This window comes from Geomonas limicola (assembly GCF_014193675.1).
GTDB classification, from domain to species: Bacteria; Desulfobacterota; Desulfuromonadia; order Geobacterales; family Geobacteraceae; genus Geomonas; species Geomonas limicola.
Window position 1 is genome coordinate 452125 of sequence record NZ_BLXZ01000003.1, and the last position, 25810, is coordinate 477934.

At 65.7% G+C, this 25810-nt stretch carries 23 protein-coding genes; 8 read left to right on the forward strand and 15 right to left on the reverse strand.

What is annotated here, in order from left to right:
* Positions 1-34: 34 nt before the first annotated feature.
* The 6 genes from H7688_RS09160 to H7688_RS09185 all read right to left on the reverse strand — a co-directional run bounded on the left by H7688_RS09160 (position 35) and on the right by H7688_RS09185 (position 8560).
* Positions 35-1168, reverse strand: a complete 1134-nt coding sequence (locus tag H7688_RS09160; protein ID WP_183360764.1) for an ABC transporter permease — start codon at positions 1166-1168, stop codon at positions 35-37.
* Positions 1165-2289 (reverse strand): hybrid sensor histidine kinase/response regulator, encoded by a 1125-nt coding sequence (locus H7688_RS09165; RefSeq protein ID WP_183360765.1) that lies wholly within the window; start codon positions 2287-2289, stop codon positions 1165-1167. The genes H7688_RS09160 and H7688_RS09165 overlap by 4 nt, the downstream gene beginning before the upstream one ends.
* Positions 2286-5444 carry a PAS domain S-box protein gene (locus H7688_RS09170; RefSeq protein ID WP_183360766.1) on the reverse strand — a complete coding sequence of 1053 codons (3159 nt, stop codon included), beginning with the start codon at positions 5442-5444 and terminating at the stop codon, positions 2286-2288. Before H7688_RS09170 ends, H7688_RS09165 begins: the two co-directional genes overlap by 4 nt.
* 102 nt (positions 5445-5546) lie before the next feature.
* Positions 5547-6506, reverse strand: coding sequence for an ABC transporter ATP-binding protein (locus tag H7688_RS09175; RefSeq protein ID WP_183360767.1), 960 nt, complete (start codon positions 6504-6506; stop codon positions 5547-5549).
* A 95-nt stretch (positions 6507-6601) separates the two neighbouring features.
* Positions 6602-7528 carry an ABC transporter ATP-binding protein gene (locus H7688_RS09180; RefSeq protein WP_183360768.1) on the reverse strand — a complete coding sequence of 309 codons (927 nt, stop codon included), beginning with the start codon at positions 7526-7528 and terminating at the stop codon, positions 6602-6604.
* Between the two features lie 39 nt (positions 7529-7567).
* Positions 7568-8560, reverse strand: a complete 993-nt coding sequence (locus H7688_RS09185; protein ID WP_246329761.1) for an HlyD family secretion protein — start codon at positions 8558-8560, stop codon at positions 7568-7570.
* Positions 8561-8681: 121 nt separating this feature from the next.
* On the opposite strand from H7688_RS09185, the gene H7688_RS09190 reads away from it, so the two are divergent.
* From H7688_RS09190 to H7688_RS09200, 3 genes are all read left to right on the forward strand, one after another.
* A complete protein-coding gene (locus tag H7688_RS09190) occupies positions 8682-9257 on the forward strand; it encodes an ANTAR domain-containing response regulator (protein WP_183360769.1) in 576 nt (191 codons plus the stop codon).
* A 250-nt stretch (positions 9258-9507) separates the two neighbouring features.
* Positions 9508-10353, forward strand: a complete 846-nt coding sequence (htpX, locus tag H7688_RS09195) for a zinc metalloprotease HtpX (RefSeq protein ID WP_183360770.1) — start codon at positions 9508-9510, stop codon at positions 10351-10353.
* Positions 10354-10377: 24 nt separating this feature from the next.
* On the forward strand, positions 10378-11289 hold the full coding sequence (locus tag H7688_RS09200) for a TerC family protein (RefSeq protein WP_183360771.1): 912 nt from the start codon (positions 10378-10380) through the stop codon (positions 11287-11289).
* Positions 11290-11550: 261 nt separating this feature from the next.
* Here H7688_RS09200 and H7688_RS09205 read toward each other — a convergent pair whose 3' ends face one another.
* From H7688_RS09205 to H7688_RS09240, 8 genes are all read right to left on the reverse strand, one after another.
* On the reverse strand, positions 11551-12867 hold the full coding sequence (locus H7688_RS09205; RefSeq protein ID WP_183360772.1) for a hemolysin family protein: 1317 nt from the start codon (positions 12865-12867) through the stop codon (positions 11551-11553).
* Positions 12868-13036: 169 nt separating this feature from the next.
* The gene (locus tag H7688_RS09210) at positions 13037-13537 is read right to left on the reverse strand and encodes a chemotaxis protein CheX (RefSeq protein ID WP_183360773.1); all 501 of its coding nucleotides are present in this window, start codon (positions 13535-13537) and stop codon (positions 13037-13039) included.
* A 170-nt stretch (positions 13538-13707) separates the two neighbouring features.
* Positions 13708-14910, reverse strand: coding sequence for a methionine adenosyltransferase (locus H7688_RS09215; protein WP_183360774.1), 1203 nt, complete (start codon positions 14908-14910; stop codon positions 13708-13710).
* A 177-nt stretch (positions 14911-15087) separates the two neighbouring features.
* Positions 15088-15477, reverse strand: a complete 390-nt coding sequence (locus H7688_RS09220; RefSeq protein ID WP_183360775.1) for an FxsA family protein — start codon at positions 15475-15477, stop codon at positions 15088-15090.
* Between the two features lie 6 nt (positions 15478-15483).
* Positions 15484-16860, reverse strand: coding sequence for a sigma-54-dependent transcriptional regulator (locus tag H7688_RS09225; protein WP_183360776.1), 1377 nt, complete (start codon positions 16858-16860; stop codon positions 15484-15486).
* Between the two features lie 26 nt (positions 16861-16886).
* Positions 16887-18080, reverse strand: a complete 1194-nt coding sequence (locus tag H7688_RS09230) for a pyridoxal phosphate-dependent aminotransferase (protein WP_183360777.1) — start codon at positions 18078-18080, stop codon at positions 16887-16889.
* Positions 18081-18466: 386 nt separating this feature from the next.
* Positions 18467-18952, reverse strand: a complete 486-nt coding sequence (locus H7688_RS09235) for a YchJ family protein (protein WP_183360778.1) — start codon at positions 18950-18952, stop codon at positions 18467-18469.
* Positions 18953-19003: 51 nt separating this feature from the next.
* Positions 19004-19294 (reverse strand): Dabb family protein, encoded by a 291-nt coding sequence (locus tag H7688_RS09240; protein WP_183360779.1) that lies wholly within the window; start codon positions 19292-19294, stop codon positions 19004-19006.
* A 437-nt stretch (positions 19295-19731) separates the two neighbouring features.
* Between H7688_RS09240 and H7688_RS09245 the strand changes: the two genes are divergently transcribed.
* Complete coding sequence (locus tag H7688_RS09245; RefSeq protein ID WP_246329762.1) at positions 19732-20439, forward strand: DUF4350 domain-containing protein; 708 nt, start codon at positions 19732-19734, stop codon at positions 20437-20439.
* 37 nt (positions 20440-20476) lie between these two features.
* A complete protein-coding gene (locus H7688_RS09250; protein WP_183360781.1) occupies positions 20477-20857 on the forward strand; it encodes a desulfoferrodoxin in 381 nt (126 codons plus the stop codon).
* Positions 20858-21098: 241 nt separating this feature from the next.
* On the opposite strand, the gene H7688_RS09255 is transcribed toward H7688_RS09250, so the two are convergent.
* Positions 21099-22550 (reverse strand): DEAD/DEAH box helicase, encoded by a 1452-nt coding sequence (locus H7688_RS09255; RefSeq protein ID WP_183360782.1) that lies wholly within the window; start codon positions 22548-22550, stop codon positions 21099-21101.
* Positions 22551-22829: 279 nt separating this feature from the next.
* Here H7688_RS09255 and H7688_RS09260 point away from each other — a divergent pair, with 279 nt between their 5' ends.
* The 3 genes from H7688_RS09260 to ccsB all read left to right on the forward strand — a co-directional run bounded on the left by H7688_RS09260 (position 22830) and on the right by ccsB (position 25604).
* The gene (locus H7688_RS09260) at positions 22830-23228 is read left to right on the forward strand and encodes a hypothetical protein (protein WP_183360783.1); all 399 of its coding nucleotides are present in this window, start codon (positions 22830-22832) and stop codon (positions 23226-23228) included.
* Positions 23229-23394: 166 nt separating this feature from the next.
* A complete protein-coding gene (gene resB / locus H7688_RS09265) occupies positions 23395-24771 on the forward strand; it encodes a cytochrome c biogenesis protein ResB (protein WP_246329763.1) in 1377 nt (458 codons plus the stop codon).
* Positions 24768-25604 (forward strand): c-type cytochrome biogenesis protein CcsB, encoded by an 837-nt coding sequence (gene ccsB, locus H7688_RS09270; RefSeq protein WP_183360784.1) that lies wholly within the window; start codon positions 24768-24770, stop codon positions 25602-25604. The genes resB and ccsB overlap by 4 nt, the downstream gene beginning before the upstream one ends.
* Positions 25605-25810 lie beyond the last annotated feature (206 nt).

Here is a 25810-nt window from a genome sequence, read left to right on the forward strand (position 1 = left end):
CAAAGGGACGCAAAGGGACCCAAGCCCCCCTCCCCTAGACGATCTTCTTTTTGAACTTCAGGTGCGACAGGGCCAGGATCAGGACGGCGAAACCGGCCAGGAACAGGGTCTCGCCGTACAGGTGCCCAAGCCCCAACCCCTTGAGGTAGATCCCCCGCAATAACACCACGAAGTAGCGCGCCGTGACGATGTGGGTGAAGACCTGGATCGGATAGGGCATGTTCGCTATGGGGAAAACGAAGCCGGACAGCAGGAAGGCCGGGAGCATGGTGGCCACCAGGGCGATCTGGCTCGCCAGGAACTGGCTCTTGGTGACGATGCTGATCAGCATCCCAAGCGATAGCGCACCGACCATGAAGATGGAGGAACTCGCGAAGACGAGCCAGAGCTCGCCGCGCATCGGGATGTGGAAGACGAACTCGGCCACCAACACCGAGAGGACCAGGTCGAACATCCCGATGGCGAAGTAGGGGATCAGCTTCCCCAGGATCAGCTCGCCGCCGGTCACCGGGGTGGCGATCAGCTGCTCCATGGTCCCCACCTCCCACTCGCGGGCGAAGGTGAGCGAGGTCAAAAGGGCCGCAATCACCATCATCACGATGGCAATGAGCCCGGGGAAGATGTAGTTGCGCGACTCCATGTCGGTGTTGAACCAGACCCGCGGCTCGACCTTGAGCAGGGCGCCGCTGACCGGAAGCCCCAGGCGGCTCGCGGCTGCCACGGTCACCTGCTGGCTGTACCCACCCACCACCGCCTCGGCGTACCCCAGGGCGAAGGAGGCGACGTTGGAGTCGGAGCCGTCCAGAATCGCCTGCACCGCGACGGCACGCCCGGCGGCCACCTTGCCCGCGAAATCGACGGGGATCACCAGGGCGATCTCGGCCCGGCGCGAGGCGATGGAACGCTCCACCTCGCGGTAGTCGGACACCGCCGGGAGCATGGTGAAGTAGCGCGAAGCCTTGAAGGCGTCCACCAGGGTGCGGCTTTGCGGCGTGGCGCTCTGGTCCCAGACCACCAAGGGCACCCGGTCCACGTCGAGGGTGAGCGCGTAGCCGAAGAGAAAGAGCATGAGCACCGGGATGGCGATGCCGATCCCCAGGCTCCTCCAGTCGCGCAGCACGTGGAGGAACTCCTTGTGCGCTATGGCGCGGACGCGCTTGAGCTTCACGGGGCCACCTTGAGGCCGGCCGGGACCCTCAGGGGGAACTCGACCCGGAAGATGGAACCGCCGCCCGGGCGGGGTTCGGCCCAGATCTTACCCCCCAGGAGCTCGGTGATGCGCCGGGCGATCCCGAGGCCGAGCCCCAACCCCGGGAAGGGGCGGGTCACCGAACCGTCGGACTGGGTGAAGTCGAGGAAGATGCGCTCGAGGTCCTCGGGGGCGATGCCGACACCGGTGTCGAGGACCGAGAAGCAGAGCTGCTGCTCGGGATTTCCCTCCCGGCACGCCACCTCGAGGGCCACCTCCCCCTTTTGGGTGAACTTGAGGGCGTTGCCGAGCACCATGGTAAGGAGCCGGCGCAAAAGCCCCTGGTCCGATTCGATGGCCGCGGGGAGTCCCGGTTCCAGGGTGAGCCGCAGGTCGAGCCCCTTCCCCGCCGCCACCGGCTCCAGCTCCCCCAGCACCGCGTCAAGAAACGGCTTCAGGGTGAAGGGGACGCTCTCCACGTTGGTCCCCTCCCCTTCCAGGCGGCTCGTCTCGATCAGGTCCTCGATGATCCCCAAAAGCTTGAGTGCCGCCTTCTGCACCAGGGAGAGGTACTTGCGCTTGTCGTCGTCCTCCTCGGAGGTGAGCACCAGGTCGGTCATCCCCAGGATCGGGGTGAGCGGGGTGCGCAGCTCGTGGCTGATGGCGCGCAGGAACTCCTTCTTGGCCCGGTCGGCGGCGCTGGAGAGGGACTCCAGGAGGTCGCGGTAGCGTTTGAGCTCGAGGTGGTTTCTGACCCGGGCCCTCACGATGTGCGGCGAGATCGGCTTGGTGACGTAGTCGATGGCGCCGAGCTCCAGGCCGCGGATCTCGTCCTCCTCCTGGCACATGGCGGTCACGAAGATGATCGGGATGTCCCGGGTCGCGGGGTCCCCCTTCAGGACGGCACAGAGCTGGTAGCCGTCCATCCCGGGCATCATGACGTCCAAAAGGATCAGGTCCGGCTTGTCGGCACGGATCAGCTCGAGCGCCTCGGCGCCGCTGGTGGCGAAGACCATCTCGTAGTCGTCCCCAAGGCTCTCGCTCAAGAGCTCGATGTTGGTGGGGTTGTCGTCGACGATCATCACGGTCTGGCGCTTCATAGCCGCTCCCTCCCCGGCAGTGCCAGGGATGTGATCCTGCTGGTGAGGCGTGCCAGGAGGGTGCGCGCCTTCTTGAAATCAAGCTTGTCCATGCAGCTCTCCATCTCCCGTAGCTCGTCCTTGAACTCTCCCGGCAGCCCGTCGCGCAGCTTGGCGAACTGGCGCTTGGCGTTGAGGCTGTTCTTGGACAAAAGCCGCTCCAGCTCGGCGAGTTCGGCAGCCAGGCGTTCCTGCGCGAGGCTCGAGCCGGTAGCCGGCGCCGGGACCGGTTCCGCGGGGAGCGTCCGAAGCGCCGCGAGAAACGGCTCGAGCACCCCGGCCAGGGCTTCGAGGGGCGCCGCCGTCTCCTCCTGGCCCGCGATGGCGCGCTCCAGTTCGAGGGCTGCCGCGTGCACCGCGGTGGCCGAGAGGTTCCCCGCCACCCCCTTGAGGGTGTGGCTCAGGCGCCGGGCCGACTCCGCTTCGCCGCGCGCCAGGGCCCCCTTCAGCGCCTCGAGTACCCCGGAAAAGTCCCTCTCGAACTCCTTGAGGAGCTTCACCAGGAGGGAGCGGTTGCCGCCGAGCCGCTTGAGCGCCTGGGCCGGATCGAAACCGGGGAGCTGGGCCAGCGGCTCGGTGCCGTGGGGGGGTGCCGCCGGGGCACTGGGGACCTCCGGTTCCTCGGCGTCCTCTTCCTGGGCCAGCGCCCTCACGATGGCGTCCAGAAGGAGGGAGTTGCGGGCCGGCAGCGGGAGCACCACGGCGATCCCCAGTTCCGCCGCGCGCTCGCGCACCTCTTCGGCGTTCTCGAGCGCCACGGTGACCAGGATGGGGGGACGCCGGGACTGCCAGGCCGCCACCTCGCGGCAGAGGAGCTCGATCCCCTCCATCCCGGCCGTGGCGTGGCTCAGTACCACGAGGTCGACCGGCTGAGCCCCGGGAAGTGCTGCCCGCTCCAGCGCGGTGCGCGCCTGGGCGGTGGTTCCGGCAAGCTCGACCGCGAAGGGGAGCCCGTTGACCACCTGGGTCAGCCGCTCGCGCGGGAACGGCTCGGACTCGAGGGCCAGGATCTTCAGGTTGCGCAGCTTGGGATCCTCGCCGGCCGCCGGGGACTCGGCCGCCTCGAGGAGTCCCAGGTTGACGGTGAAGGAGAAGCAGCTCCCGGTCCCTGGGACGCTCTCCACGCCAAGCCCCCCTCCCATGAGCTCCACCAGGTGGCTCGAGATGGAGAGGCCGAGGCCGGTGCCGCCGTAGCGGCGGGTGGTGGAGGAGTCCGCCTGGGTGAAGGGGGTGAAGATCTTCTCCAGCTGCTCGGGGGTGAGCCCCACCCCGGTGTCCTGGACCGAGAAGCGCACCGCCACCGATGCGTCCTGCCACCCGGTGGCACGGACCTCCACCAGCACCTCCCCCTTCTCGGTGAACTTCACCGCGTTGGCGATCAGGTTGTTGAGCACCTGGGCGAGGCGCAGGGGGTCGCCGGTCAGGCGCGCGGGGAGTTCCGGGGCGACCCGGACCCGGAACTTGATCCCCTTCTCCTGGGCCTTGGGGCCCATCATGTCCGAGACCGTCTTCAGCACCTGGTGCAGGTTGAACTCGGTCCACTCGAGCTCCACGCGCCCCGCCTCGATCTTGGAGAAGTCGAGGATGTCGTTGATGATCTCCAAAAGGTTCCGGCTCGAGGAGCAGATCTTCTCGAGGTAGTCGCGCTGCTTGGGGGTGAGCTCGGTCTTGAGCGCCAGGTGCCCAAGCCCCAGGACCGCGTTCATCGGGGTGCGGATCTCGTGGCTCATGTTGGCCAGGAGCTGGCTCATGGCGCGGCTGGAGGCCTGCACCAGGTCGCGCTCCTGCCTGAGAGCCTCGGCCTCGCGCTTGGCGGTCATGTCCTCGATCATGGCCGCGAAGTAGCGCGGCTCGCCGGCCCGGTTGCGCACGAGGGACATGGAGAAGTTGACCCAGACCGGGGTGCCGTCCTTCTTCAGGTGCCGAAGCTCCATGGAGTAGCTGTCGATCTCGCGGTTTAAGAGGCGCTCGACGTTGTCGTGCTCGGGGGCTACGTCCTCGGGGTGGATGATCTCGTCGAGCACCCGGCCCAGAAGTTCCTCCTGGGGGTACCCGAGGATCTCGCAGAAGCGGCGGTTGATCCGGATCAGCCCACCCTTGAGGGAGAGGTGGCAGATGCCGACCGCGGCCTGCTCGAAGGTGTTGCGGAAGCGCTCCTCGCTCTCCTTCAACTGCTCCTCGGCCCTCTTGCGCGAGGTGATGTCGGTGAGGATCCCCAGGAGGCCGTAGCTGCGCCCCGCCTCGTCCTTGAGCGGGATGAGCGCCTTGCTGACCCAGGAGCTGTCCCGCTCGCGCTGTTCGTCGCGCTCCTCGGGGATCCCGGCGGCCAGCACCCGGGCGTCGTCCTCGAGCCTTTTACGGGCCAGTTGGGGGGGGAAGAGGTCGTAGTCGGTCCTGCCGAAGACCTGGGCCGGCTCCAGCCCCAGGTCGCGGGCGAAGCTCGAGTTGCAGGAGAGGTAGACCGAGTTCAGGTCCTTCAGGAAGATGCGCTGGGGGAGGTTCTCGATGAGCCCCCGGTAGCGCTTCTCGAAGAAGAGGGCGTCTTCGGCCTCCTCGCGCCCGGTGACGTCCTGCACCACGCCGATCAGGCGCTGCGGGTCGCCGCCGGCGTCGCGCAAAAGCGCCCCTGAGTGGGCGACCAGGCGCCGCGCGCCGTCGGAAGGGATGAGCGCATGCTGCACCGCGAAACGGTCGGTGCCGGAGAGGGCGCGGGTGACGGCGCTGGAGAGGATCTCGCGCTCCTTTTCCGGCAAGAGCTCGAGGAGGGCCGGGAAGCTCTCCGGGAGCGTAGTACCACCCCCCAGGATGCGGCTCGCCTGGGGGGAGATGCGCAGCCGGCCGCCGGGGAGCTCCCACTCCCAGCTCCCCACCCCGCAGAGCTCCTCGATGCTCTTGAGGCGCCGCCCCCCACTTTGGGCGAGCGCTTCACGCAGGCTAAGCTCGCGGGAAAACCACCAGGAGGCCGCCGCACCGGCCGCGAGAATCCAGAGCGAGACCGCCAGCGGCTGGTGCGGGAAGAGCCACGGTGCCAGTGCCGCCGTGCCGGCAAGGGCAAGCGAGCGGGCGACGGACCAGCGCCAGGGGCGGTAGGTTGTGGTTGTTGCCGTTTCGGGCATCGGGTCACCAGCGCAAGAGCGTAAGGGTAAGAAGCCGTAAGGGCGCGCTCGGCGCCCCCTCAAACGTATCGGTCTCACAGCGGAAAACTGAACCGGCACCTTTCAGCCGGTGCGGGCCTCCATGAAGGAGACGAAGAGGTCCTCGAGCGACGGGGCGATCCTCTCCAGGTGGACCTCCAGGTCGGGAAGCGCCTCCCTGAGGGCCGGGATGAGCGTCTCGGCCCGGTCCACGGTGAGGTGCAGGCCGGCACCGAAGAGGGTCGCCTGGCGCACCCCGGGGAGCGCCTCCACCCGCTTGAGCACCTCGAAGGGGCGCTCGCACTCAAGTGCCACGATCTCCCCCGGAAAGCCCTTTTTCAGCTCCGCCGGGCTCCCCAGGGCGATCAGTTCGCCGCCGAAGATGAAGCCGAGCCGGTCGCAGCACTCGGCCTCCTCGAGGTAGTGGGTGGTGACGAAGATGGTGACCCCGGCGCCGGCCAGGCGGTAGATGAGCTCCCAGAAGCTGCGCCGGGAGACCGGGTCCACCCCGGAGGTCGGTTCGTCGAGAAAGACGATGGGGGGCTCGTGCAGGATGGCGCACCCCAGGGCAAGGCGCTGCTTCCAGCCGCCGGAGAGGGTAGCGGTGCGGGCGCCGCGCCTGTCGGCGAGCCCGGCCATCTCGATGACCCACTCCTTGCGTTCGCGCTTCTTCGCCCCGGGAATCCTATAGATGCCGCTGTAGAAGTCGATGTTCTCCTCGACGGTCAGGTCCTCGTAGAGGGAGAACTTCTGGCTCATGTACCCGATCTGTTTCTTGATCTGCTCGGACTGGCTCGCGATGTCGAAGCCGGCCACGCTTCCGGATCCCGAAGTGGGGGGGAGGATGCCGCAGAGCATGCGGATGGTGGTGGACTTCCCGGCGCCGTTGGGGCCCAGGAAGCCGAAGATCTCGCCCCGGGTCACCTCGAGGCTCACCCGGTTTACCGCGGTGAAGTCGCCGAAGCGGCGGGTGAGTTCGCGCAGCACGACGGCCGGGGGGAGGGGCGGTGCGGTTGCGGCGGCCTGGGGTTGTGGTTCGGGCATGGGTGGGCTCTTTCGAGAAGAATTGACGATTGATGATTGACGATTGACGATTGACGGTTATACCCGCCGGTACTCGGCTGATAGAGGGCGGCGCTTCAGCCCTGCTCGCGCAACAGGGAGACCAGGAGGTCTTCCAGGGTCGGCTGCACGGGGCGCACGGCGACCTCGAGTCCCTGGGCCTCGAGCACCGAGCGGGCCCTGGCTTCGGCCTCCTGCGGGTCCGGGGCGAAGAGGTGCAGGCGCTCCCCGAAGAGGACCACCGAGCCGCCGGGGAAGGCGCCGCTCAAGGCACGCACGGCGTGGCGGGGATCCGCGGTGGCGAGTTCCAGCACCCCCCCCTTCAGTATGCCGCGCAGGTTTTTAGGCGTGTCGCAGGCCAAGAGCCTGCCGCGGTGCATGAGACCCACCCGCCCGCAGCGCTCGGCCTCGTCGAGGTAGGCGGTGGCCACGAAGACGGTGACCCCTTCGGCCAAAAGCCCGTAGAGGATGCGCCAGAAATCGCGCCGGGAGACCGGATCCACCCCGTTGGTCGGCTCGTCCAGGAAGAGGACCCGGGGGCGGTGCACCAGGGCGCAGGCCAGGCCCAGCTTCTGCTTCATGCCGCCGGAGAGCTTGCCGGCGGGGCGGTCTTTAAAGGGGGTGAGCTTTCCGAACTCGAGGAGCTCCGCGATGCGCGCCTCGCGCCCCCGGCGCGGGATCATCTGGATGTCCGCGTAGAAGCGGAGGTTCTCCTGGACGGTGAGGTCCGGGTAGAGCCCGAAGCGCTGGCTCATGTAGCCGAGCTGCGAGCGCACCCCTTCGCCGGCCCGGCGCATGTCCTCCCCCAGCACGAAGACCTCGCCGGCCGTGGGGTCCATGATCCCGGTGAGCATGCGCAGCGTGGTGCTCTTCCCCGCGCCGTCGGAGCCGACCAGACCGAAGAGCTCGCCCGCGGGGATGGCAAGGCTCAGCTCGTCGACGGCGGCGAGCTCGCCGAAGCGCTTGGAAAGCTTCTCGGTGCGGATCGCGGGGGTCTCAGGCACGAGAGTCCCCCGCCGGTCGCGCTGCGCAGTGCTGCCGGGTCACCGGGGCGCCCCCGTCTGGATCTCGGCATCGGCGGGCATCCCGGGCTTCAGCTCGAGCCCGGGGTTTGCCAGGGTGACCTTTATCCGGTAGACGAGCTTCACCCGCTCCTTCTCGGTCTGCACGCTCTTCGGGGTGAACTCCGCTTCGCTGGAGATGAAGCTCACCTTGCCGGGGTAGAACTTCCCGGGATGGCTGTCGGTTGAGACCCGCACCGCCTGGCCGAGCTTCACCCGGCCCAGCTGGTTTTCCGGGATGTACCCCTTGAGCCAGCACTGGGAGGTGTCCCCCAGGGTGACGACCGGGGTCCCCGCCGCCACCTGCTCGCCCGGCTCGATGGACTTGGAGAGGACCACCCCGGCAATCGGTGCGCGCAGGGTCGCCCAGTCCACGCGCTCCTGGGCACTCGCCACCCGGGCGCGGGCTGCCGCGACCCGGGCCTGGGCCTGGTCGATCTGCTCGCGGCGCGCCCCCTTGCGCACCAGGGCGAGCGCCTCGCGTCGTTCCCGGACGCTGGCCGCCGCCGCAGCGCTGGCCGCCTGGGCCGCGTCGAGCTCGCGCTTGGGGATCACTTCCTTGGTAAAGAGCGCCTGGTCGCGCTGGTAGTCGGTGGCAAGCCGGTGCGCCTCGGCCTCGGCACGCGCCAAGAGCGCCTCGCCCTGCGCCACCTCCTCGCGCCGGGAACCCGCCTTCAATTCGGCAAGCGCCGCGGCAGCCGCGCCCTCTTCCCCCCGGGCCGCCTCGAGGGCCTGGGAGAGTTCCGCGGCGTCGAGCCTCGCGACCAGGTCACCCTGGCGCACCAGGGCCCCCTCGTCCACCAGGCGCTGGGTCACCCGCCCCGGGACCTGGAAACTCACCTGCACCTCGGTCAGTTCGATGTTGCCGGAGATGCGCAGCACCCCCTCAGGCGTGCGTGCTCCCCCCTGACGCAGATAGACGATTGCGGCGACTGCGACCGCGACCAGGACTCCCCCAACCACTGCTTTTTTCACGGCGACCTCCATTTTCCTCACTCTTATAGCACCAGTTCGGCATTTTTGGAACGCTCTATGCTCTTTAATATGGGCATGCGCCACCAGGCAGCATCATGCCGCAGCGTAAGGGAGGGAACTTATGAGGAAAACGGTCCTGTGCATACACGACGAAGGGCTCCTCGGGAGCCTAAAAAAGAGGCTGACGGAGCAGGGATGTGCTGAAATAATAGTCCCCGCCAGCCTCGAGGAGCTCTCCGTCCAGGCCTTGGCGAGTCATCCCGAGGCGATCGTGCTGGAGTACCCGGCAAGCGAGCCGGCGACCGGGACCACCGTGAAGAGGCTTTGGGACCAGCTGGGGGTCCCGATCGTGCTCCTGGCCGAGAGCAGCGAGATCGAGGCGGTGGAGCGCTGGGGCGAGGGGGTGCTCTCCACCATCCTCACCAAGCCGGTGCGCGAGGACGAACTGATGGCGGCTCTCAGGCTCTCGGTCGCCGCGGCGCGCCGCGTCGAAGAGCTCAAGGGGGAGATCAGCTCCCTCAAGGAGAGCATCGAGACCCGCAAGGTGGTCGAGAAGGCCAAGGGGCGCCTCATGGAGCGCGACCGGCTCAGCGAGGCGGAGGCCTTCCGCCGGATGCAGCGGCTCGCCATGGACCGCCGGATCTCCATGCGCCAGCTGGCCGAGGCGATCCTCCTGACCGACCGGATCGGCGGTTGAAGCGGGGTGACCGGAAAATAAGCAGTTGACAGAAGGGAGACGAGTCCTTATATTTCCAAGCATGTAGAGGGGAGTAGCTATCGGCTTTCAGGAGCCGACCCGCAGTTCGTCAGGACGGCCGATGAGGCCCGGACCGCGGGGCATGACGAGAGTCAACGCAAGCAAGACCTTTACCCAGCGCGAAAAGCGCCCGGGTGAAGGTCTTTTTTATTTGCCGCGGGCGATCTAGAATCACCTTAGGAGGTATCACATGAACCGCTTCAAGACCACCTTGCTTCTTACCTCGCTCACCCTGCTCATGGTTGCCATGGGGAGTGCCCTGGGCGGCCGCGGGGGGATGTACCTCGCCTTCGTGATGGCCCTCGGGATGAACGTCTTTTCCTACTGGTTCTCGGACAAGATCGTCCTGAACATGTACGGGGCGCAGGAGATCGGGGAACAGGACCACCCTGCGTTTTACGGGATGATCCGGCGCCTGGCGATCCAGGCCCAGCTCCCGATGCCCAAGGTCTACATCATCCCCTCCGAGAGCCCCAACGCCTTCGCCACCGGCCGTAACCCGGAACATGCCGCGGTGGCAGCCACCGAGGGGATCCTGCGCATCCTGACCCCGGAAGAGCTCGAGGGGGTCATGGCGCACGAACTGGGGCACGTCATGAACCGGGACATCCTCATCTCCACCATCGCCGCGACCATCGCGGGGGCGATCTCGATGCTCGGCAACATGCTGCAGTGGGCCGCCATCTTCGGCAACCGCAGCTCGGACGACGAGGAAGGGGGCGGGCTTTTGGGCGGGCTCGCCATGGCCATCATCGCACCGATCGCCGCGATGCTGATCCAGCTTGCGGTCTCCCGTTCCCGCGAGTTCCTGGCCGACGAGACCGGGGCCCGGATCTGCGGCCGCCCGCTCGCCCTGGCGAACGCCCTGAGAAAGCTGCACAGCGCCTCGCAGCTGCTCCCGATGCAGGAGGCACGGCCGGCCACGGCGCACCTTTTCATCGTGAACCCGCTCACGGCAGGGGGGCTCATGCAGCTCTTCTCGACCCATCCCCCGATGGAGGAGCGTATCGCGCGCCTCGAGCAGATGGCCCGCTGACCCGGGACCGAAGGGAGCACGCCGGTGTCTGCACAAGAGACGATGTGGCTGGTCTTCGCCCTGGTGATCGGGGTGATGTTCCTGGCCGACCTCTGGCTTTTCAGCCGTAACAGCCACGAGATCCGCTTTCGGGAGGCGCTTCTCTGGACGCTGGTCTGGGTGGGGCTCGCGCTCGCCTTCAACGGCGGCATCTGGTACGTACTGGGGCACGACAAGGCCCTGGAGTTCCTGGCAGGCTACCTGATCGAGGAGTCGCTCTCGGTCGACAACCTGTTCGTCTTCATCATGATCTTCGCCTTTTTCAAGGTCTCGCGGACGCAGCAGCCCAAGATCCTCAAGTGGGGGATCATCGGGGCGCTGGTATTGCGGGGGATCTTCATCGTGGTGGGGATCGGCCTCATGGAGCGCTTCCACTGGATGATCTACCTCTTCGGGGTGGTGCTGCTCTACACCGGGGTGAAGATGGCAGTGAAGCCCGACGAGCAGGTGGAACCGGAGCACAGCCTCCCGGTGCGGCTGCTGCGCCGGGTGATGCCGATCACCCGCAGGCAGCACGGCGACCGGTTCTTCGTGAAGCGGCGCGGCGTGTGGGCGGCGACGCCGCTCTTGCTCACCCTGGTCGTGGTGGAAACAAGCGACCTGATCTTCGCCATCGACTCGATCCCCGCGGTGCTTGCGGTGACCCGCGACCCGTTCATCGTGTACAGCTCGAACGTCTTCGCCATCATGGGGCTGCGCTCCTTGTACTACCTGCTGGCCCACGTCATGGAGATGTTCCGGTACCTGAAGTTCGGGGTCTCGCTGATCCTCGCCTTCGTGGGTGCCAAGATGCTCTTGACCGACCTGGTGGAGATCCCGCTGGCCGCCTCGCTGGGGGTGATCGTCGGGACGCTGGCGCTGACCATCGCGGTCTCAGTGTGGAAAGGCAGGGAGTGAGGGGCAGGGGCTAGGGACGGGAGAGGCAGGGACTGGGGACTGGGGACTGGGGACTGGGGACTGCAGAGGCAAAGGCGGGGGTTGGGGGCTGGCGGATAGCACTTTGGCCTTATTTCGAAGAGCCAGGCGGGTCTTAATAGGAGAAAGAAGCACGGGTTTGAACGGGAAACCGTTTATTCATCAGTTTCTACGTGAAACGGGCAGCTGACCTGGGGGTCGGCTGCCCGTTTTTGCGTCTTCTCACGCCGCACGCCTGGAACCTTACTCGACCAGGGGGTCGGGTTCCTTCTTGGCGATCTTTACCTGGGAGATGGCGGTACGGGTCACCTCGACGCAGGTAAGGGTGAAACCGGCGAGCTCGATGCTCTCGCCCTGCTCGGGGAAGCGCCCCAGACGGTCCAGGATGAGCCCGGCCAGGGTGTCGAAGGGGAGGTCGTCGCCCAACTCGATCTCCAGGAGGTCTTCCAGGTCGGATACGGAGATGAGCGCATCGACCAGGTAACTCCCGTCCGCCAGCACCTGCACGGTGCTCGGCTCACCCACGTCGTGCTCGTCCTCGATCTCGCCGACCAGCTCCTCGAGGAGGTCCTCGGTGGTGACGATCCCGGAGATCCCGCCGTACTCGTCGACCACGAACGCCATGTGCACCCGGGTCTTCTGCATCTCCTTCAGGAGCTCGCTCACCTTCTTCCCCTCGGGGACGAAGAAGGGGGGACGCACGATGGAACGGATGTCGAAGTCGGGCTCGCGCACCATGCGCCCCAAGAGGTCCTTGCCGTGGATGAACCCGACGGTCTCCTCGATGCTCCCGAGGTAGACCGGGTAGCGCGAGTACATGTTGTCGAGCACCCCGTTCAGGATCTCCTCCTTGGGGAGGCTGAGGTCGAAGGCGACTATCCGGGTCCTCGGGACCATCACCTCGCGCACGGCGGTGTGGGTGAAATCGAAGATGTTGTCGATGAAGGTGTGCTCGGTCTCGGAGAAGATGCCGCTTTCATGCCCTTCGGCCACGATGTGCTGCACTTCCTCGCGGGTCATGAAGGCCCGCCCCTCCCCCTTGATGCGCAGGAGGGTGAGTACCGCCTTGCTGGAGTAGGTAAGGAGTGCCACCAGGACGGCGGCAACCCGCGCCAGGAAGTTCAGCACCGGGGCGACCCTGAGCGACAGGGTGTCGGCGTACTGCAGCCCCAGGGTCTTGGGGACCAGTTCCCCCACGATGAGCAAAAGGTAGGAGATGGTGGCGACCACGGCGGAGAGCGAGAGCGGTTCGGCGACGTTGCGGATCACGGCGAACCGGGATTGCTGCAAAAGCGGCCGCAGGTAATCGACGGCGATGACGCCACCCACCGCGGAAGCGGTGGAGCCGACCACGGTCATGCCGATCTGCACGATGGCGAGCAGGCGATGGGGGTCCTTCTGCAGCCCGTCGACGAGGAGGGCGCGGTAATCCCCCTGGTTCACCAACTGGGCGATCCTGCTTTTTCTGACAGAGATGATGGCGAATTCGGAACAGGCGAAGAAGCCGTTGACGATGATGAGGATGCAGACCAGCAGCAGCTCGAGGAAAACGGTATCCAACTCTCCTCCCGGGAAGGGTGTCATGACAGTTGCGGCGCCGGGGCTCCGGCGTCCACGCCGGCTGGAAACCGGGTGATTTTACGGCTTTTCATTTTCACCGGTAAATTATTTTCTGTCAAACCTTTTATGGGCTCGACAGCCCGCCGGGGCGGCGGGGTGCCACCGGCGCTCACCTGCCGATCTTGAAGGAGAGCAGGAAGCGCTCGCCGTCGCACTCGAAGGGGAGCACCAGGGTCCCGGCCTCGGAGATGCTCTCCAGGTGGTAGTCGCCACCGTAGATCACCGTGGGGGTGGAGAGGTTGAGGTCGCTCCCCTTGGGGGAGAAGATGTGTTTCACGTCCCCCCCGACCATGTTGGCCATCTCGCCCAGGGCGTCGTTGACGTCGTCGTCGATCTCGGCGACCTCCATGCCGAGCATGTTCGAGGCGACCTTCAGGGCGAGCGCCTTGGGACAGTGCAGCGCCAGGAGACCGGTGTAACTCCCGGCGAGCCCGACCATGCTGGTGAGGGTCTCATGAAAGCTGGTGACCGGCTCGGTCAGGGGGAACTGGTCGACCACCTCGAGCATCACCATGGTGGAGAAGACCCCCTTAGTGATCTCCGCAATTTTCAAGCGAACCTCGTCTTCGCTCAGGTTCACCGCGCCCAAGACTTCCGCATCCAACCCCATCTGCAAGCCTCCTCGAAGTTAATGAACTGTAGTCTACCCAGTTTTCCGGGAAAAAAAAGGCGGCGGGGAAAAAAAGCGCGCGGCGCTTGGGAGGGAATCCTGAAAACGAATCCCCCCTGTCCCCCCTTTTGCAAAGGGGGGGACGCGTCATCCGTCGGCGGCGCTCGGGCTCAGCTTACCGGGTACTCGCCGCGGGCGAGGGAGAGGCAGAAGGAGCCGATGTGGGAGAGCTCGCGCTGCAAGAGATCCTCGACCCGATCGACCACCTCGGCGAGCTGACGCCCCCGGGCCAGCATGAGCTGGGCGTTGGCCATGAGCGGCCGGTCCACCGGATCACCGATCTGGCTCAGCAGAAGCACGTAGGCCCCGGTTACCCCCTCCACCTTGTGACAGATCTCCCGGGCCAGCCGGTGCGCCAGGATGTTGTAGATCTTCCCGACGTGGCTCATCGGGTTTTTCCCCGCGGCAGCCTCGGTGCCGATGGGGCGCCCGATCGGGATGAGCCCGTTCACCCGGTTGCCACGACCGACCTGACCCGAGTCGCCGTCCTCTGCGGAGGTCCCCAGAAGCGAGAGGTAGACGCCGCCCAGTCCCCTCCCCTGCTGGTCCAGGGTGTTGAAGTGCAGGGTGACCCGGCCGAAGCCGCCGCGCTCGGCCATGAAGCGGTACATCTCGGCGCGGATCAGCTCCTTGCGGGCGAAGTATGCGGCCTCCGAACCGATGCGCCCGGCCAGGAGCGGCATGGCCACGGTGAGGTCGAGTTCGTCGCGAAAGCGCAGCCCCATCACCTTGACGTCCTCTCCGGTCTCGGGGAAGCGCTCCTTGAAGGCGCCGGAGTTGAGTTCCCGTTCGAGGGCGAGCACGGCCTGCTCGGTGGGGCTCAAGGGAAAGTAGCCGACTGCCGCGGAGGTGTCGTTGGCGCCGCGCACCGCACCGGGACGCGCGAAGATGTCGGTGAGCTCCTGGGACCCCGGCGCGAGCTTGAAACGAAGCCTCAGGTGCCGCTCCGGGTCGACGCCGCGCAGGTGCTGGCGAAACCAGTCCCGTGCCGCCTTTTGCGCGATCTGCTCCACCGGGATGTTCTTCCCCTGGTAGGAAAAGGTGGCCCGGTCCCCGATGGTGAGCTCCATCGGCTCGAGCACCTCGCCGCCGCCAAACCCCTTCTGGACCCGGCCCGCCGCCAGGAGCCCCTTGTCGATGTTGTGGTGCAGGATGGTGCCGAACTCCTTGAGGTAGGCCTGGGAGAGCGCGACGGAGATGGCCTCCATGACGCTGTCGCAGATCTGGTCCGGGTGCCCCGCCCCCTTGCGCTCCACCATCTCCACGCTCTGCTCGGTCACCTTGCTGCCGGTGTGCTGTTCCACGAGAATCATGGACGCCTCCTTGTGCCGCAGCTCGACTCCCTCGCCTACTCGGAGGAGCCCTTGAACAGTGTAACCGTCTCTAAGCGGAGATCAATGAAAAGCGCGGTCTGGCCGCGACCATGAGGAGAGCTGCGGGACAGCGGAGAGGGGGCGGGAGGAGGCTCGTGGCAGCGGTTACCGGAAGGATCAGTAGCGGCGCACCAGGAAGCCGCCGCGCGCCAGGCGGGACTGCAGCCAGAGGCCGAGCCAGAGCTTTATGAGCCTGCGGGTCGCCGGGATGAGGAAGAAGATGCCGATGAAGTCGGTGAAGAAACCGGGGGTGGTAAGGAGGAGCCCCCCCACCAGGATGAGGGCGCCGTCCAGCAGCTGAGCGGCGGGGAGCCGCCCCTGGGCCAGTTCGCCGCGCACCTGGCTCAGGATGCGAAAGCCCTGGCTGCGCACCAGGAAGGCGCCTGAAAGGCTGACGGCCAGGAGGATCGCGACGGTGGGGAGCCCGCCGAGGACGGAGCCTACCTTGATGATGAGGTAGATCTCGAGGACCGGGACGATGAGAAAGAGAAGGAAGAGTTTGAACACGGGTGCCTACTTCTTGATGTCGATGCCGTAGGACTTGATCTTGCGGTGCAGGTTGCTCCGCTCGAGCTCGATCGCCTCGGCGGTCCGGGAAACGTTCCAGTCGTGCTCCTCGAGCTTCTGGATGATGAACTCCTTCTCGAACTCCTCGCGCGCCTCCCGAAGCGAAGAGAGTTCCAGCACCGAGTCGAGGCGCCCGCCGCCCGCCTCGCGCCCACCCGGTTCGCCGCGGAAGTAGTCGGGGAGGTGGTTCACGGTGATGGTGCCGCCGGAGGTCATGATCACCAGGCGCTCCACGATGTTCTTGAGCTCGCGCACGTTCCCCGGCCAGTCGTAGCGCCTCAGGGCCTCCATGGCGTCCGGGACGATGCGCTTTAATTCGCGCCCCTCGCGGTTGCAGTAGGCGTTCAGGAAGTACTCCGCCAAAAGCGGGATGTCGTCGCGGCGCTCCCGGAGCGCCGGGACCTTGAAGGGGACCACGTTGAGCCGGTAGTAGAGGTCCTCGCGGAAGGCGCCGTTTCTGATCTCCTCCTCGAGGTGCTTGTTGGTGGCGGCCACCACCCGGACGTCGACCTCGAGGGTCCTGGTACCGCCGACCCGCTCGAACTTCTTCTCCTGCAGGATGCGCAGCACCTTGGCCTGGGTCTTCAGCGACATGTCGCCGATCTCGTCCAGAAAGAGCGTCCCGCCGTCGGCCAGGTCGAACTTACCCTTCTTCTGGGAGACCGCGCCGGTGAAGGCGCCGCGCTCGTGGCCGAAGAGCTCGCTCTCGATGAGCTCCTCGGGGATCGCCGCGCAGTTGATCTCGATGAAGGGCTTGTCCCGGCGCTGGCTTAAGTAGTGCACCGAGCGGGCCACCAGCTCCTTCCCCGTGCCGTTCTCGCCGGTGATGAGGACCGAGGCGTTGGTGGGGGCGACCATCTCGATCTGCTCCTTGAGCCGCTGCATCGCCGCCGAGCTGCCGATCATCTCGTGGCTTTTCAGCACCATGCCGCGCAGGGAGGCGTTCTCCTCCTTGAGCCGGGTCATGGCGAGCGCGTTCTCGACGGTGACCACCACCTTCTCCAGGGAGAGCGGTTTCTCGATGAAGTCGTAGGCCCCGAGCTTGGTGGACTTGACCGCGGTCTCGATGGTGCCGTGGCCGCTCATCATGATGACGTTCAGTTCGGGGTGCTGCTCCTTCAACTGCTTCAGGGTCTCCAGGCCGTCCATGCGCGGCATCCAGATGTCCAGGAGCACGAGCCCCGGGAGCTCCCGCTTGCACAGGGCGAGCGCCTCGAAGCCGTCGGCCGCGCAGACGGTGCGGTACCCCTCGTCCTCCAGGATCCCCGCGAGCGAGGAGCGGATCCCTTCTTCGTCGTCAACGATGAGTATGGTGTCGGTCATGGTGGTCGGTCCCTGCAATCCCGGATCTAGGCGCAAAGGCCGACTTCCCGCGCCAGTTCGCGCCAGGCCGGGAAGGAGCGCTCGATCATCCCCTGGTCCACGCAGTAGGCGATGCGGAAGTAGCCGGGGGCACCGAAGCCGGCGCCGGGCACCAAAAGGATGCGGTGTTTCTGGGCGAGTTTCACGAACTCGACGTCATCGGCAAGGGGGGACTTCGGGAAGAAGTAGAAGGCGCCGTCGGGTTTCACCATCTCGAAGCCCAACCCGGTCAAGGCATCGTAGAGCAGGTCGCGTTTTTTCTGGTAGAGCGCGATGTCCACCGAGACATGCTGCAGGTCGGCCACCAGGCGCTGCATGAGCGCCGGCGCGTTGACGAAGCCGAGCACCCGGTTGGAGAAGACCGTCCCCTCCATGAACTGCTCCACGTTGTTCATGCGCGGGTTGGCCGCCAGGTAGCCGATGCGCTCGCCGGGGAGCGCCAGGTCCTTGGAGTGCGAGGTGACGATGACCGAGTTCTTCACGTAGCGGAAGATGTTGGGGACGCTGCGGCCGTCGTAGGTGATGCGGGCGTAGGGCTCGTCGGAGATCACGCAGATCTGGCGCCCGAACTCGGCCTCCTTGGCGCTCACCAGTTCGCCCAGGCGGGCCAGGGCCTCGGCCGGGTAGATGACGCCGGTCGGGTTGTTGGGGGAGCAGATGATGATGGCGCGGGTCTTCTCGGTGATGGCGGCGCCGATGGCGTCCACGTCGAGCTGGAAGGTGTCGCGGTTGGTCCAGACCACCACCGGCTGGCCGCCGTGGTTGTCGATGTAGAAGCGGTACTCGACGAAGTAGGGGGCGAGCAGGATCACCTCGTCGTCCGGGTTCAGGATGGTCTTCAAGACCACGTTGAGGGCGCCGCCGGCGCCGCAGGTCATCACCACGTGGTCCCCCTTCACCGGGAGGTCGGAGGCGCTCGACAAAAGGCGCGCCACGGCGTTGCGGGTCTCGAGGTAGCCGGCGTTGTTCATGTAGCGGTGCATCCCCGGCAAGGGGGCCTGGGCGAGTTTCAGGAACTCGCCGTGGAACTGCTGGGGCGGCTCGACATCGGGGTTACCCAGGGTGAAGTCGTAGACCTGGTCGGCACCGAACTGCTGGCGCAGCCGCTCCCCTTCCTCGAACATCTTCCTGATCCACGATGAATTGGCGATGAAACCGGCTATCTTACGGGCAACGGCCATGTCGGGCGCACTCCTTGGCTTGGTTTTTCAAGTTTTTTAGCACACTTTGGGGCGGCGGGGCAAGGCGTAAAGGGACCGGGGAAAGGAAAGGCGAGCGAGGCGCTACGTGGTTACCTCGTTTGAGTGGTGAGGTGGCAAGGGGGTGGCTGACTGCTGGAGAAGGCGTTGGAAGACGAATCCCCCCTGTCCCCCCTTTTGCAAAGGGGGGGACGTCCGGGCTCTTTTAACGGCTCAAGAATCACCTTTTCCCGATTCAGCGCAGAACCGTTCCTCCTGCTCTGGTCCGGATCACGCAAAAAAGGGATCGACAGCTGTGCCGATCCCTTTTCTTCCAGGCTTTCCTGCAACGACTCAGCGGCAGTACCGCCGTGCGCCGCCGTGTCGCACTACTTGCCGCAGCACTTCTTGTACTTCTGGCCGCTGCCGCAGCTGCAGGGGTCGTTGCGACCGATCTTCGGGCCGCGCGCTACCGGCTGCTGCCCTACCGACTTGCCGTCGGTGAAGTACCAGCGGCCGGCGTCCTTCTTGAACGCTGCCAGTTCGTGGTGAACCTTCTCTTCACCCTGCTCGGTGTAGCGGGCCACGAACTCGACTTCGCCCTTGAGGTCCTCGGGGCCGCCATTTTTGGTTGCCACGATCTCCAGCCCATGCCACTGGGCGCTTTCGGCCCACTCCTTGGTACCGTCGTGATCGTACCCCTCGCGGTGCTGGGGGTGGGTGGTCTTGAATATGTAGTCGGTCTCGACCTTCACGTAGGCCGAATAGCGCGACCGCATCAGCGCCTCGGCCGTCTCGACCGGGCGCACCCCCTTGATGGCGGGCTCACAGCACTCGGCATAGGCCCGGCCGGTTCCACAGGGACACAACTCCATCTCTACTTCCTCCTTCGTCTCAAACGTTGAATCGCGTGCCTCGCGGCAGCATCAGCTCTCGTAGTCGGCAGCGGTGACCTGGGAGCAGACGCTCCGCATGTAGGCCGCCACCTCGTTGGCGTGGTAAGGGTGTACCTGGTAGGCCTGCAGGTCCTCCAGGGAATCGAACTTGGTGACCAGGGCGATGTCGGCGGAGCGCTCGCTGTGGATGAGATCGAGCCCCACCTCCAGGTGGCGCAGCATCTCGACCTTCCCCTGCATGCTCAAAAGCCGGGTCTGGGCTGCCTGGACCGCCTCGGGGGTACGCTCCTTGAGTTTGAAAAGTACGATGTGTGTAATCATCTGCCCGCTCCTCGCTTGGGTGGTGTCAAATCGTCAGCCACCTTAATACATCGGCGCCCGCCATCCTGTCAACGACGGCGGACGGGCCGATAGAGAAAAAACCTCGAATAAAACCTTGCATGCCACCGGCAATGCTGCTATAAGGCCAACAGGATCATTATTGTCCTGTTTACTCTTTTAGGTGAGCGCTGCCTGGAACACGAGTCATTCCCCTTCGGTGTACCTGACCACCGGTCAAGCTCCAGCTCTTAAGGGAAGTTTCACCACGTCACCCGTCCGGTCGACCGAGCCCCCCCGATTCACGAGGTGTCTCCCGGCAACGCTACGGAGGGGTACGGCACATAAAAATTGAGGAGGTCACTTTGCAATTGAGATTAATGTGTATAATGGTATGGGCTTGTTTAATGTGTGCCGGACCTGTACAGGCAGCGCCGACGGTGTTGTTCGATGCCGGGCACGGCGAGCGTTTCGTCCCGGGGCAAAACGGCCCGCTGCAGCTCTCCGGGTTGGCCGAGATCCTCACCGCTTCCGGATGCAAGGTGGGGACCCTGAGCGAGCCGATCAGCGACGCGAGCCTTGCCGGGGCCGACGCACTGATCATCTCGGGGGCCTTCCAGCCCCTTGCCCAAAACGAGATCCCGGCCCTGATCCGCTTCATGCAGCGCGGCGGGCGGGTCTCCATCATGCTGCACATCGCCCCTCCTTTGGGGCAACTTCTGGAGAACTTCGGCATTACCTTCACCAACGGGGTGATCGAGGAGCAGGAAAACCTCATCGAGAACCAGCCCCACGACTTCCGGGTCACCCGGATGCAGGAGCACCCGGTGTTCCAGGGGATCAAGAGTTTCAACCTGTACGGGGTCTGGGGGCTGAAGAGCCTGGACCCGCGTTCCCGGGACGTCGCGTCGACCAGCCCGCGCGCCTGGATCGACCTGCGCCGCAACAAGGTACGTACCGACGACGAGACCATGGCGTTTGCGGTGGCCTGCGCCGGGGAGGTCGGCACCGGGGGCTTCCTGGTCTTCGGCGACGACGCGATCTTCCAGAACAAGTTTCTCAACCAGGACAACCGGGCGCTGGCCCAGAACCTTGCGTCCTGGCTCAAAAACGGGAAGCCCCCTCAGGGCCCCGGCATTTCCATCTAAATTTAGGCAGCACGACAATTTCAAGGAGGTAGTAAAGATGGCTCAGGCTTTGGAAATCTACAAGTGCGAGAGTTGCGGCAACATCGTCGAGGTGTTTCATGCGGGTCCGGGCGAACTGGTCTGCTGCGGCAGCGCGATGAAACTGATGGTCGCCAACACGGTCGACGCGGCAAAAGAGAAGCACGTGCCGGTGATCGAGAAGGGCAACGGCACCATCACCGTGAAGGTCGGTTCGGTGGCGCACCCCATGGAGAGCGCCCACTTCATCGAGTGGATCGAACTGATCGCCGACGGCAAGGTCTACCGCGCCCAGCTCGCTCCGGGACAGGCCCCGGAAGCCACCTTCGCGATCACCGCGGACAAGGTGACTGCCCGCGAGTACTGCAACCTGCACGGTCAGTGGTCCGCCGAAGCCTAGGCCGGACGTTCAAACGAGAAAAGGGGGATGGCAAATTATTGCCATCCCCCTTTTTTTTGGTTCATCACACTCCCCCCTTCCTTGACGGGAGGGGCCCGGGGGTGGGTAAAGCTGCCATCCACGATGCAGTGGCACCTTCCCCCTCACCCTGTCCCTCTCCCGCAGGGGGAGAGGGGACCCTAGGACAACGACAGCCTGCGCTGAACGTTCTGTCGTGTTCTGCGCTCGCAGCCGGTGCGGGCTAGCGGGTACCGCCGCGACGGGCCGGGTGGCTCGGCGGACGCTGCGAGGTGCGGGTGCCGGCGCCGACCGCGTGCTTGCCGGCGGGCGGCTGGTTGGCCGGACGTGAGCCGCTGCGCTCGCCAGTGGCTGCCGGCTGCCCTGCGGGACGGGTGCCCGGGGTAGCGGTAGCGCCGCGTTTTTCCTGGCCCCGCGGCGGGGATCCGGCCGGACGTGCGCCGTGTGCCGCGCCCCCCTGGCCGCCGGCAGCGGCCGGCGAGGCCGGTTTCTCACGACGGCGCTGCGGCTCGCGCGGCGGACGGGCGAACTCGGCATCCTTCTTGGGAGCCGGCACGGTGTAGTCGAAACCTTCCATGCGGCGCCGCTCGATCGGGGAGCCGAGGACGCGCTCGATGCTGCGCACCATGACGGCATCCTCGGTGGTCACCATGGTGAAGGCGTCGCCGGTCCGGGCGGCCCGGCCGGTGCGGCCGATGCGGTGCGTGTACGCCTCGGCGGTGTCGGGGATGTCGTAGTTGATGACGTGCGAGACCTGGGAGACGTCGATGCCGCGCGCGGCGATGTCGGTGGCGACCAGGATCTGGAAGGTGCCGTCGCGGAAACCATCGAGGGCTGCCTGGCGCCGGTTCTGGGAGAGGTTCCCCTGCAAGGAGGCGGCGCGGTAGCCGCTTTTCTCCAGCTGCTCCCCTACCCTCTTGGCGCGGTGCTTGGTCTTGGTGAAGACCAGCACGCTCTCGGTGTCGCTGTGGCGCAACAGCTCGAGCAGAAGCGGCGTCTTCAGGTGCTGGGGAACCGGGTAGAGCGCATGTGAGACGGTGGCGGCCGGGGCGGTCCGGCTTACCTGCACGGTCACCGGCTGGTGCAGGATCTCCTGGGCCAGCTTGCGGATGTCGTCCGGCATGGTCGCCGAGAACATCAGGGTCTGGCGCTTGGCGGGAAGCGCCCTGAGGATGCGCCGCACGTCGGGGAGAAAGCCCATGTCGAACATCTGGTCCGCCTCGTCGAGGACCAGCGCCTCGACCCCGGTGAGGTCCACGGTCCCCTGGGAGATATGATCCAGGAGGCGGCCCGGGCAGGCGACCACGATCTCCACCCCTTCCTTTAGTTTCTTGATCTGCGGGTTGATGTTGACCCCGCCGTAGACGGTGATGCTCCTCAAGCGGGTGAAGCGCCCCATGGCGTTGAGGGCGTCGTTGATCTGCTCGGCGAGTTCCCGGGTCGGGGCGAGCACCAGGGCGCGCAGCTTGCCGCGCGGACCGGGCACCAGCCGGGTTAACAGCGGCAGCCCGAACGCGGCGGTCTTGCCGGTGCCGGTCTGGGCGAGACCCATGACGTCGCGCCCCTCGAGGACCGGGGGAATGGCGTCCCGCTGGATGGGGGTCGGGTTACGGTAGCCGAGCGCCTCGACGCCGGCCTGAATCTGGGGATGCAAGTTAAACTGTTGGAAATCCACATGTACTCCTGTTTTTTACGTTTCCGACCACAAAAAAACCCCAAGAGGCCTCCAAGGCCCGAGGGGTCTGTTTGACGGTCAGCAGGCCAAACCTTACCACAACGGGACATTCGAGGCGAGCAATTTGTCGGCAGTTAGCGAATTTACCCGACAGGTGCTGCCGGCAGGGAAAGACGGCGTATACCCGAACGCTCCCCCGGGTGGGCGATTCCCGTTGACACGGGACAAGCTACTCCATTACTATTTCGCGAACCTTTCTGACAGGGAGAGTAGGCCGCGATGCACCTGAGAAGACTGACTGCGTTACTCATGATCTGCGTCTACCTGATCCTCCCCCTGGAGAGCTTCGCCGGCCACGGTGCCCCCGGCAGCCTGGCCGCCCCGGACGCCACCGGGGTCACCATTGCCTCCAACTACCACCCCTTCCAGGACCAGGTGGTAAGCTCCCCCTTCGAGGGGGCCGGCGACAGCCACTGCCCCTGCTCCGACCGGCACGATACCGAGGGGTGCGATTCCAGCTGTTCCTGCTGCTCCTGCTGCAGCTATCACGCACCACTCCCCCTTCCTCTTGCCTGGCCCGCCGGCAACGCCGAGCGCAGCTGCCGGCTGAGTGACCCCTTCCAGTTCCTCCCCGAGGTCTACCTCCCGATTTTCGTTCCCCCGCAAAACTGCGCCTAAGGGGCGCCTGCGCCTTGGCGCCCCGCGATTCACTCCCTTAAAACCTCCGCCCCTCGTGCGCCGACAGGCACTCGACGTACGTTTTTTCCACCCGTGCGACGTCAACGGGACCGCTCGCCAGTTGCGGGCCCCGCTTGCCCTCGCCGGCAGAACCAAGGAGTAGAACGTGAACAACGAACGCACCCTCTCCCAGGCCACCTGGGACTTTTTCTGCTCGCTTAAGCTCGCGATGGCACTTTTGCTGTCGCTGGCCGTCACCTCGATCATCGGCACGGTGATCCCCCAGGGGAACCTGGCACCCCAGTACCTGGAGAGCATCGGCCAGACCAAGTTCCGGCTCTACCAGGCCCTGGGTTTTTTCGACATGTACCACTCCTGGTGGTTCGTCCTGCTCTTGGCGGCACTCTCGGTGAACCTCTTTGCCTGCTCGCTCAAGAGGCTGCCGCAGATCTGGAAGGTGATGAGCAACCCGACGCTCACCCTCGACGAGGGGCTCAAGAAAAGCCTTAGCACCCTGGCTACCCTAAAGGTGCCAGGTTCCGCCGCTGCGCTCAAGGAGCAGGTCGCCGCGCTCCTCTCCGCCCAGTTCGCCGCCCCGCGCATCACCGAGAAGGACGGCAGCTTCCACCTCTACGCCGAAAAGACCCCCTGGTGCCGGCTGGCGGTCTACGTGGTGCACCTAAGCATCCTGGTGATCTTCGCCGGCGCCATGGTCGGCTCGCTCTTCGGCTTCAAGGGGTACGTCACCATCCCCGAAGGGGAGAGCGCGACGAGTATCGTCCTGCGCAACAACAAGCCCCACGACCTGGGCTTCGCGGTGAGCTGCGACAAGTTCTCGGTCTCCTTCTACGACACCGGGGCCCCCAAGGAGTTCAAGAGCATCCTCAGCGTGAGCGAGAACGGCCGGCCGGTACCGGGCTTCCAGAAGGTGCCGATCATCGTCAACGACCCGCTCACCTATAACGGGATCACCTTCTACCAGTCGAGCTACGGCAAGGTGGGGCAGCACAGCTTCACGGTGAGCAGCCCCGACGGGGGGAATGCGGTCCGCCTGGAGATCCCCAGCGACGGCGCGGCGCAACTCCCCGACGGGAGCGAGGTGCACGTCCTCGAGTCGACCCAGGAGGTGGGGCAGTTCAAGCCGGGGCTGAGCGGGCCGGCGGCACTCCTGGAGATGCACACCCCCTCGGGGCAGTCCCTGCGCACCCTGGTCTACGCGAACTACCCCGAGCTGAACCGGCAGGCCGCCCGAAGCGCCGGGCACCCCCTCTTCGGCTACCTGGGGGGCAACGAGAAGATGTACACCGGGTTGCAGGTGAACCACGACCCGGGGGTGGGGATCGTCTGGCTGGGGTGCCTGCTCATGATCGTCGGGGTCTACGTCGCCTTCTTCATGTCGCACCGCAGGGTCTGGGTGGAGGTCAAAGACGGCGAGATCGTGGTTGCCGGAAGCGCCAACAAAAACCCGGCCGGGTTCGAACTTCGCTTCAACCGGCTGGTTAAGCAGATCGAGGGTGAACTCGCACCCGGGGAGGGCAAATGACCAGCTCACTGTTATTCAACGTCACCACCATCGCCTACCTCGCTTCCATGCTGGCCTTCTTCGCCTATCTCGCGAGCCGGGTGGAGAAGCTCGGGCTCCTGGGAAGCCTCACCGCGCTGACCGGTCTCATCCTGCAGACCGGGGCCATCGGCCTGCGCTGGCGCGAATCCTACCAGATGGGGGTGGGACACGCCCCCCTCTCCAACCTGTACGAGTCGGTGGTCTTTTTTTCCTGGACCATCGTGCTCATCTACCTGCTTTTGGACCTGCGCTACCGCTACCGGGTGATCGGGGCCTTCGTGATGCCCTTCGCCCTTTTGGGGATGACCTGGGCCCAGCTCGCCCTGCAAAGCGGCATCGAGCCGCTGGTGCCGGCCCTGCAGAGCAACTGGCTCTTGTACCACGTGGTCACCTGCTTTTTGGGGTACGCGGCGTTCGCGGTGGCCTGCGGCATCTCGATCATGTACCTGGTGCGCGATGCGGCCGGGGCGGCACCGGCCGGCGGCGTATTGGCGAGCTTCCCGCCGGTGAAGGTGCTCGACGACCTCAACTACCGCGCCATCATGGTGGGCTTTCCGCTCCTCACCCTGGGGATCGTGACCGGGGCGGCCTGGGCCAACTACGCCTGGGGAACCTACTGGAGCTGGGATCCCAAGGAGACCTGGTCCCTCATCGTCTGGTTCGTCTACGCCGCGTTCCTGCACGCCCGCATCACCCGCGGCTGGGTGGGGCGGCGCGCCGCCTGGCTCTCGGTGATCGGCTTCGCCGCCACCATCTTCTGCTACCTCGGGGTGAACCTCTTCCTCTCCGGCCTGCACAGCTACGGGCGCTGACCCTGAAGGTTCCAGCCTCGACGGCAGCGGCCCCTAAGCCGCTGCCGTTTTTTTGTCCGCGGCAGGCCGTGCGCTACCCGCCAGGCACCCGGAAACTAGCAGCGAAATAAGGATGAATTATGAAAAATCGGGTAAATATTCAGTAAATCCGCACCATGCCGTAGCGATCTCGACGTGGCTGTGCTACAAAAGGGGCAGATTAATGT

Bases quoted from the DNA above. Each gene is read 5' to 3' on its own strand.
- H7688_RS09175 (WP_183360767.1), bottom strand. From the start codon at position 6,506: ATGCCCGAACCACAACCCCAGGCCGCCGCAACCGCACCGCCCCTCCCC.
- H7688_RS09215 (WP_183360774.1), bottom strand. From the start codon at position 14,910: ATGATTCTCGTGGAACAGCACACCGGCAGCAAGGTGACCGAGCAGAGC.
- H7688_RS09260 (WP_183360783.1), top strand. From the start codon at position 22,830: ATGCACCTGAGAAGACTGACTGCGTTACTCATGATCTGCGTCTACCTG.
- H7688_RS09170 (WP_183360766.1), bottom strand. From the start codon at position 5,444: ATGCCCGAAACGGCAACAACCACAACCTACCGCCCCTGGCGCTGGTCC.
- H7688_RS09225 (WP_183360776.1), bottom strand. From the start codon at position 16,860: ATGACCGACACCATACTCATCGTTGACGACGAAGAAGGGATCCGCTCC.
- htpX (WP_183360770.1), top strand. From the start codon at position 9,508: ATGAACCGCTTCAAGACCACCTTGCTTCTTACCTCGCTCACCCTGCTC.
- H7688_RS09240 (WP_183360779.1), bottom strand. From the start codon at position 19,294: ATGATTACACACATCGTACTTTTCAAACTCAAGGAGCGTACCCCCGAG.
- H7688_RS09210 (WP_183360773.1), bottom strand. From the start codon at position 13,537: ATGGGGTTGGATGCGGAAGTCTTGGGCGCGGTGAACCTGAGCGAAGAC.
- H7688_RS09235 (WP_183360778.1), bottom strand. From the start codon at position 18,952: ATGGAGTTGTGTCCCTGTGGAACCGGCCGGGCCTATGCCGAGTGCTGT.
- H7688_RS09250 (WP_183360781.1), top strand. From the start codon at position 20,477: ATGGCTCAGGCTTTGGAAATCTACAAGTGCGAGAGTTGCGGCAACATC.
- H7688_RS09230 (WP_183360777.1), bottom strand. From the start codon at position 18,080: ATGGCCGTTGCCCGTAAGATAGCCGGTTTCATCGCCAATTCATCGTGG.
- H7688_RS09190 (WP_183360769.1), top strand. From the start codon at position 8,682: ATGAGGAAAACGGTCCTGTGCATACACGACGAAGGGCTCCTCGGGAGC.
- H7688_RS09165 (WP_183360765.1), bottom strand. From the start codon at position 2,289: ATGAAGCGCCAGACCGTGATGATCGTCGACGACAACCCCACCAACATC.
- ccsB (WP_183360784.1), top strand. From the start codon at position 24,768: ATGACCAGCTCACTGTTATTCAACGTCACCACCATCGCCTACCTCGCT.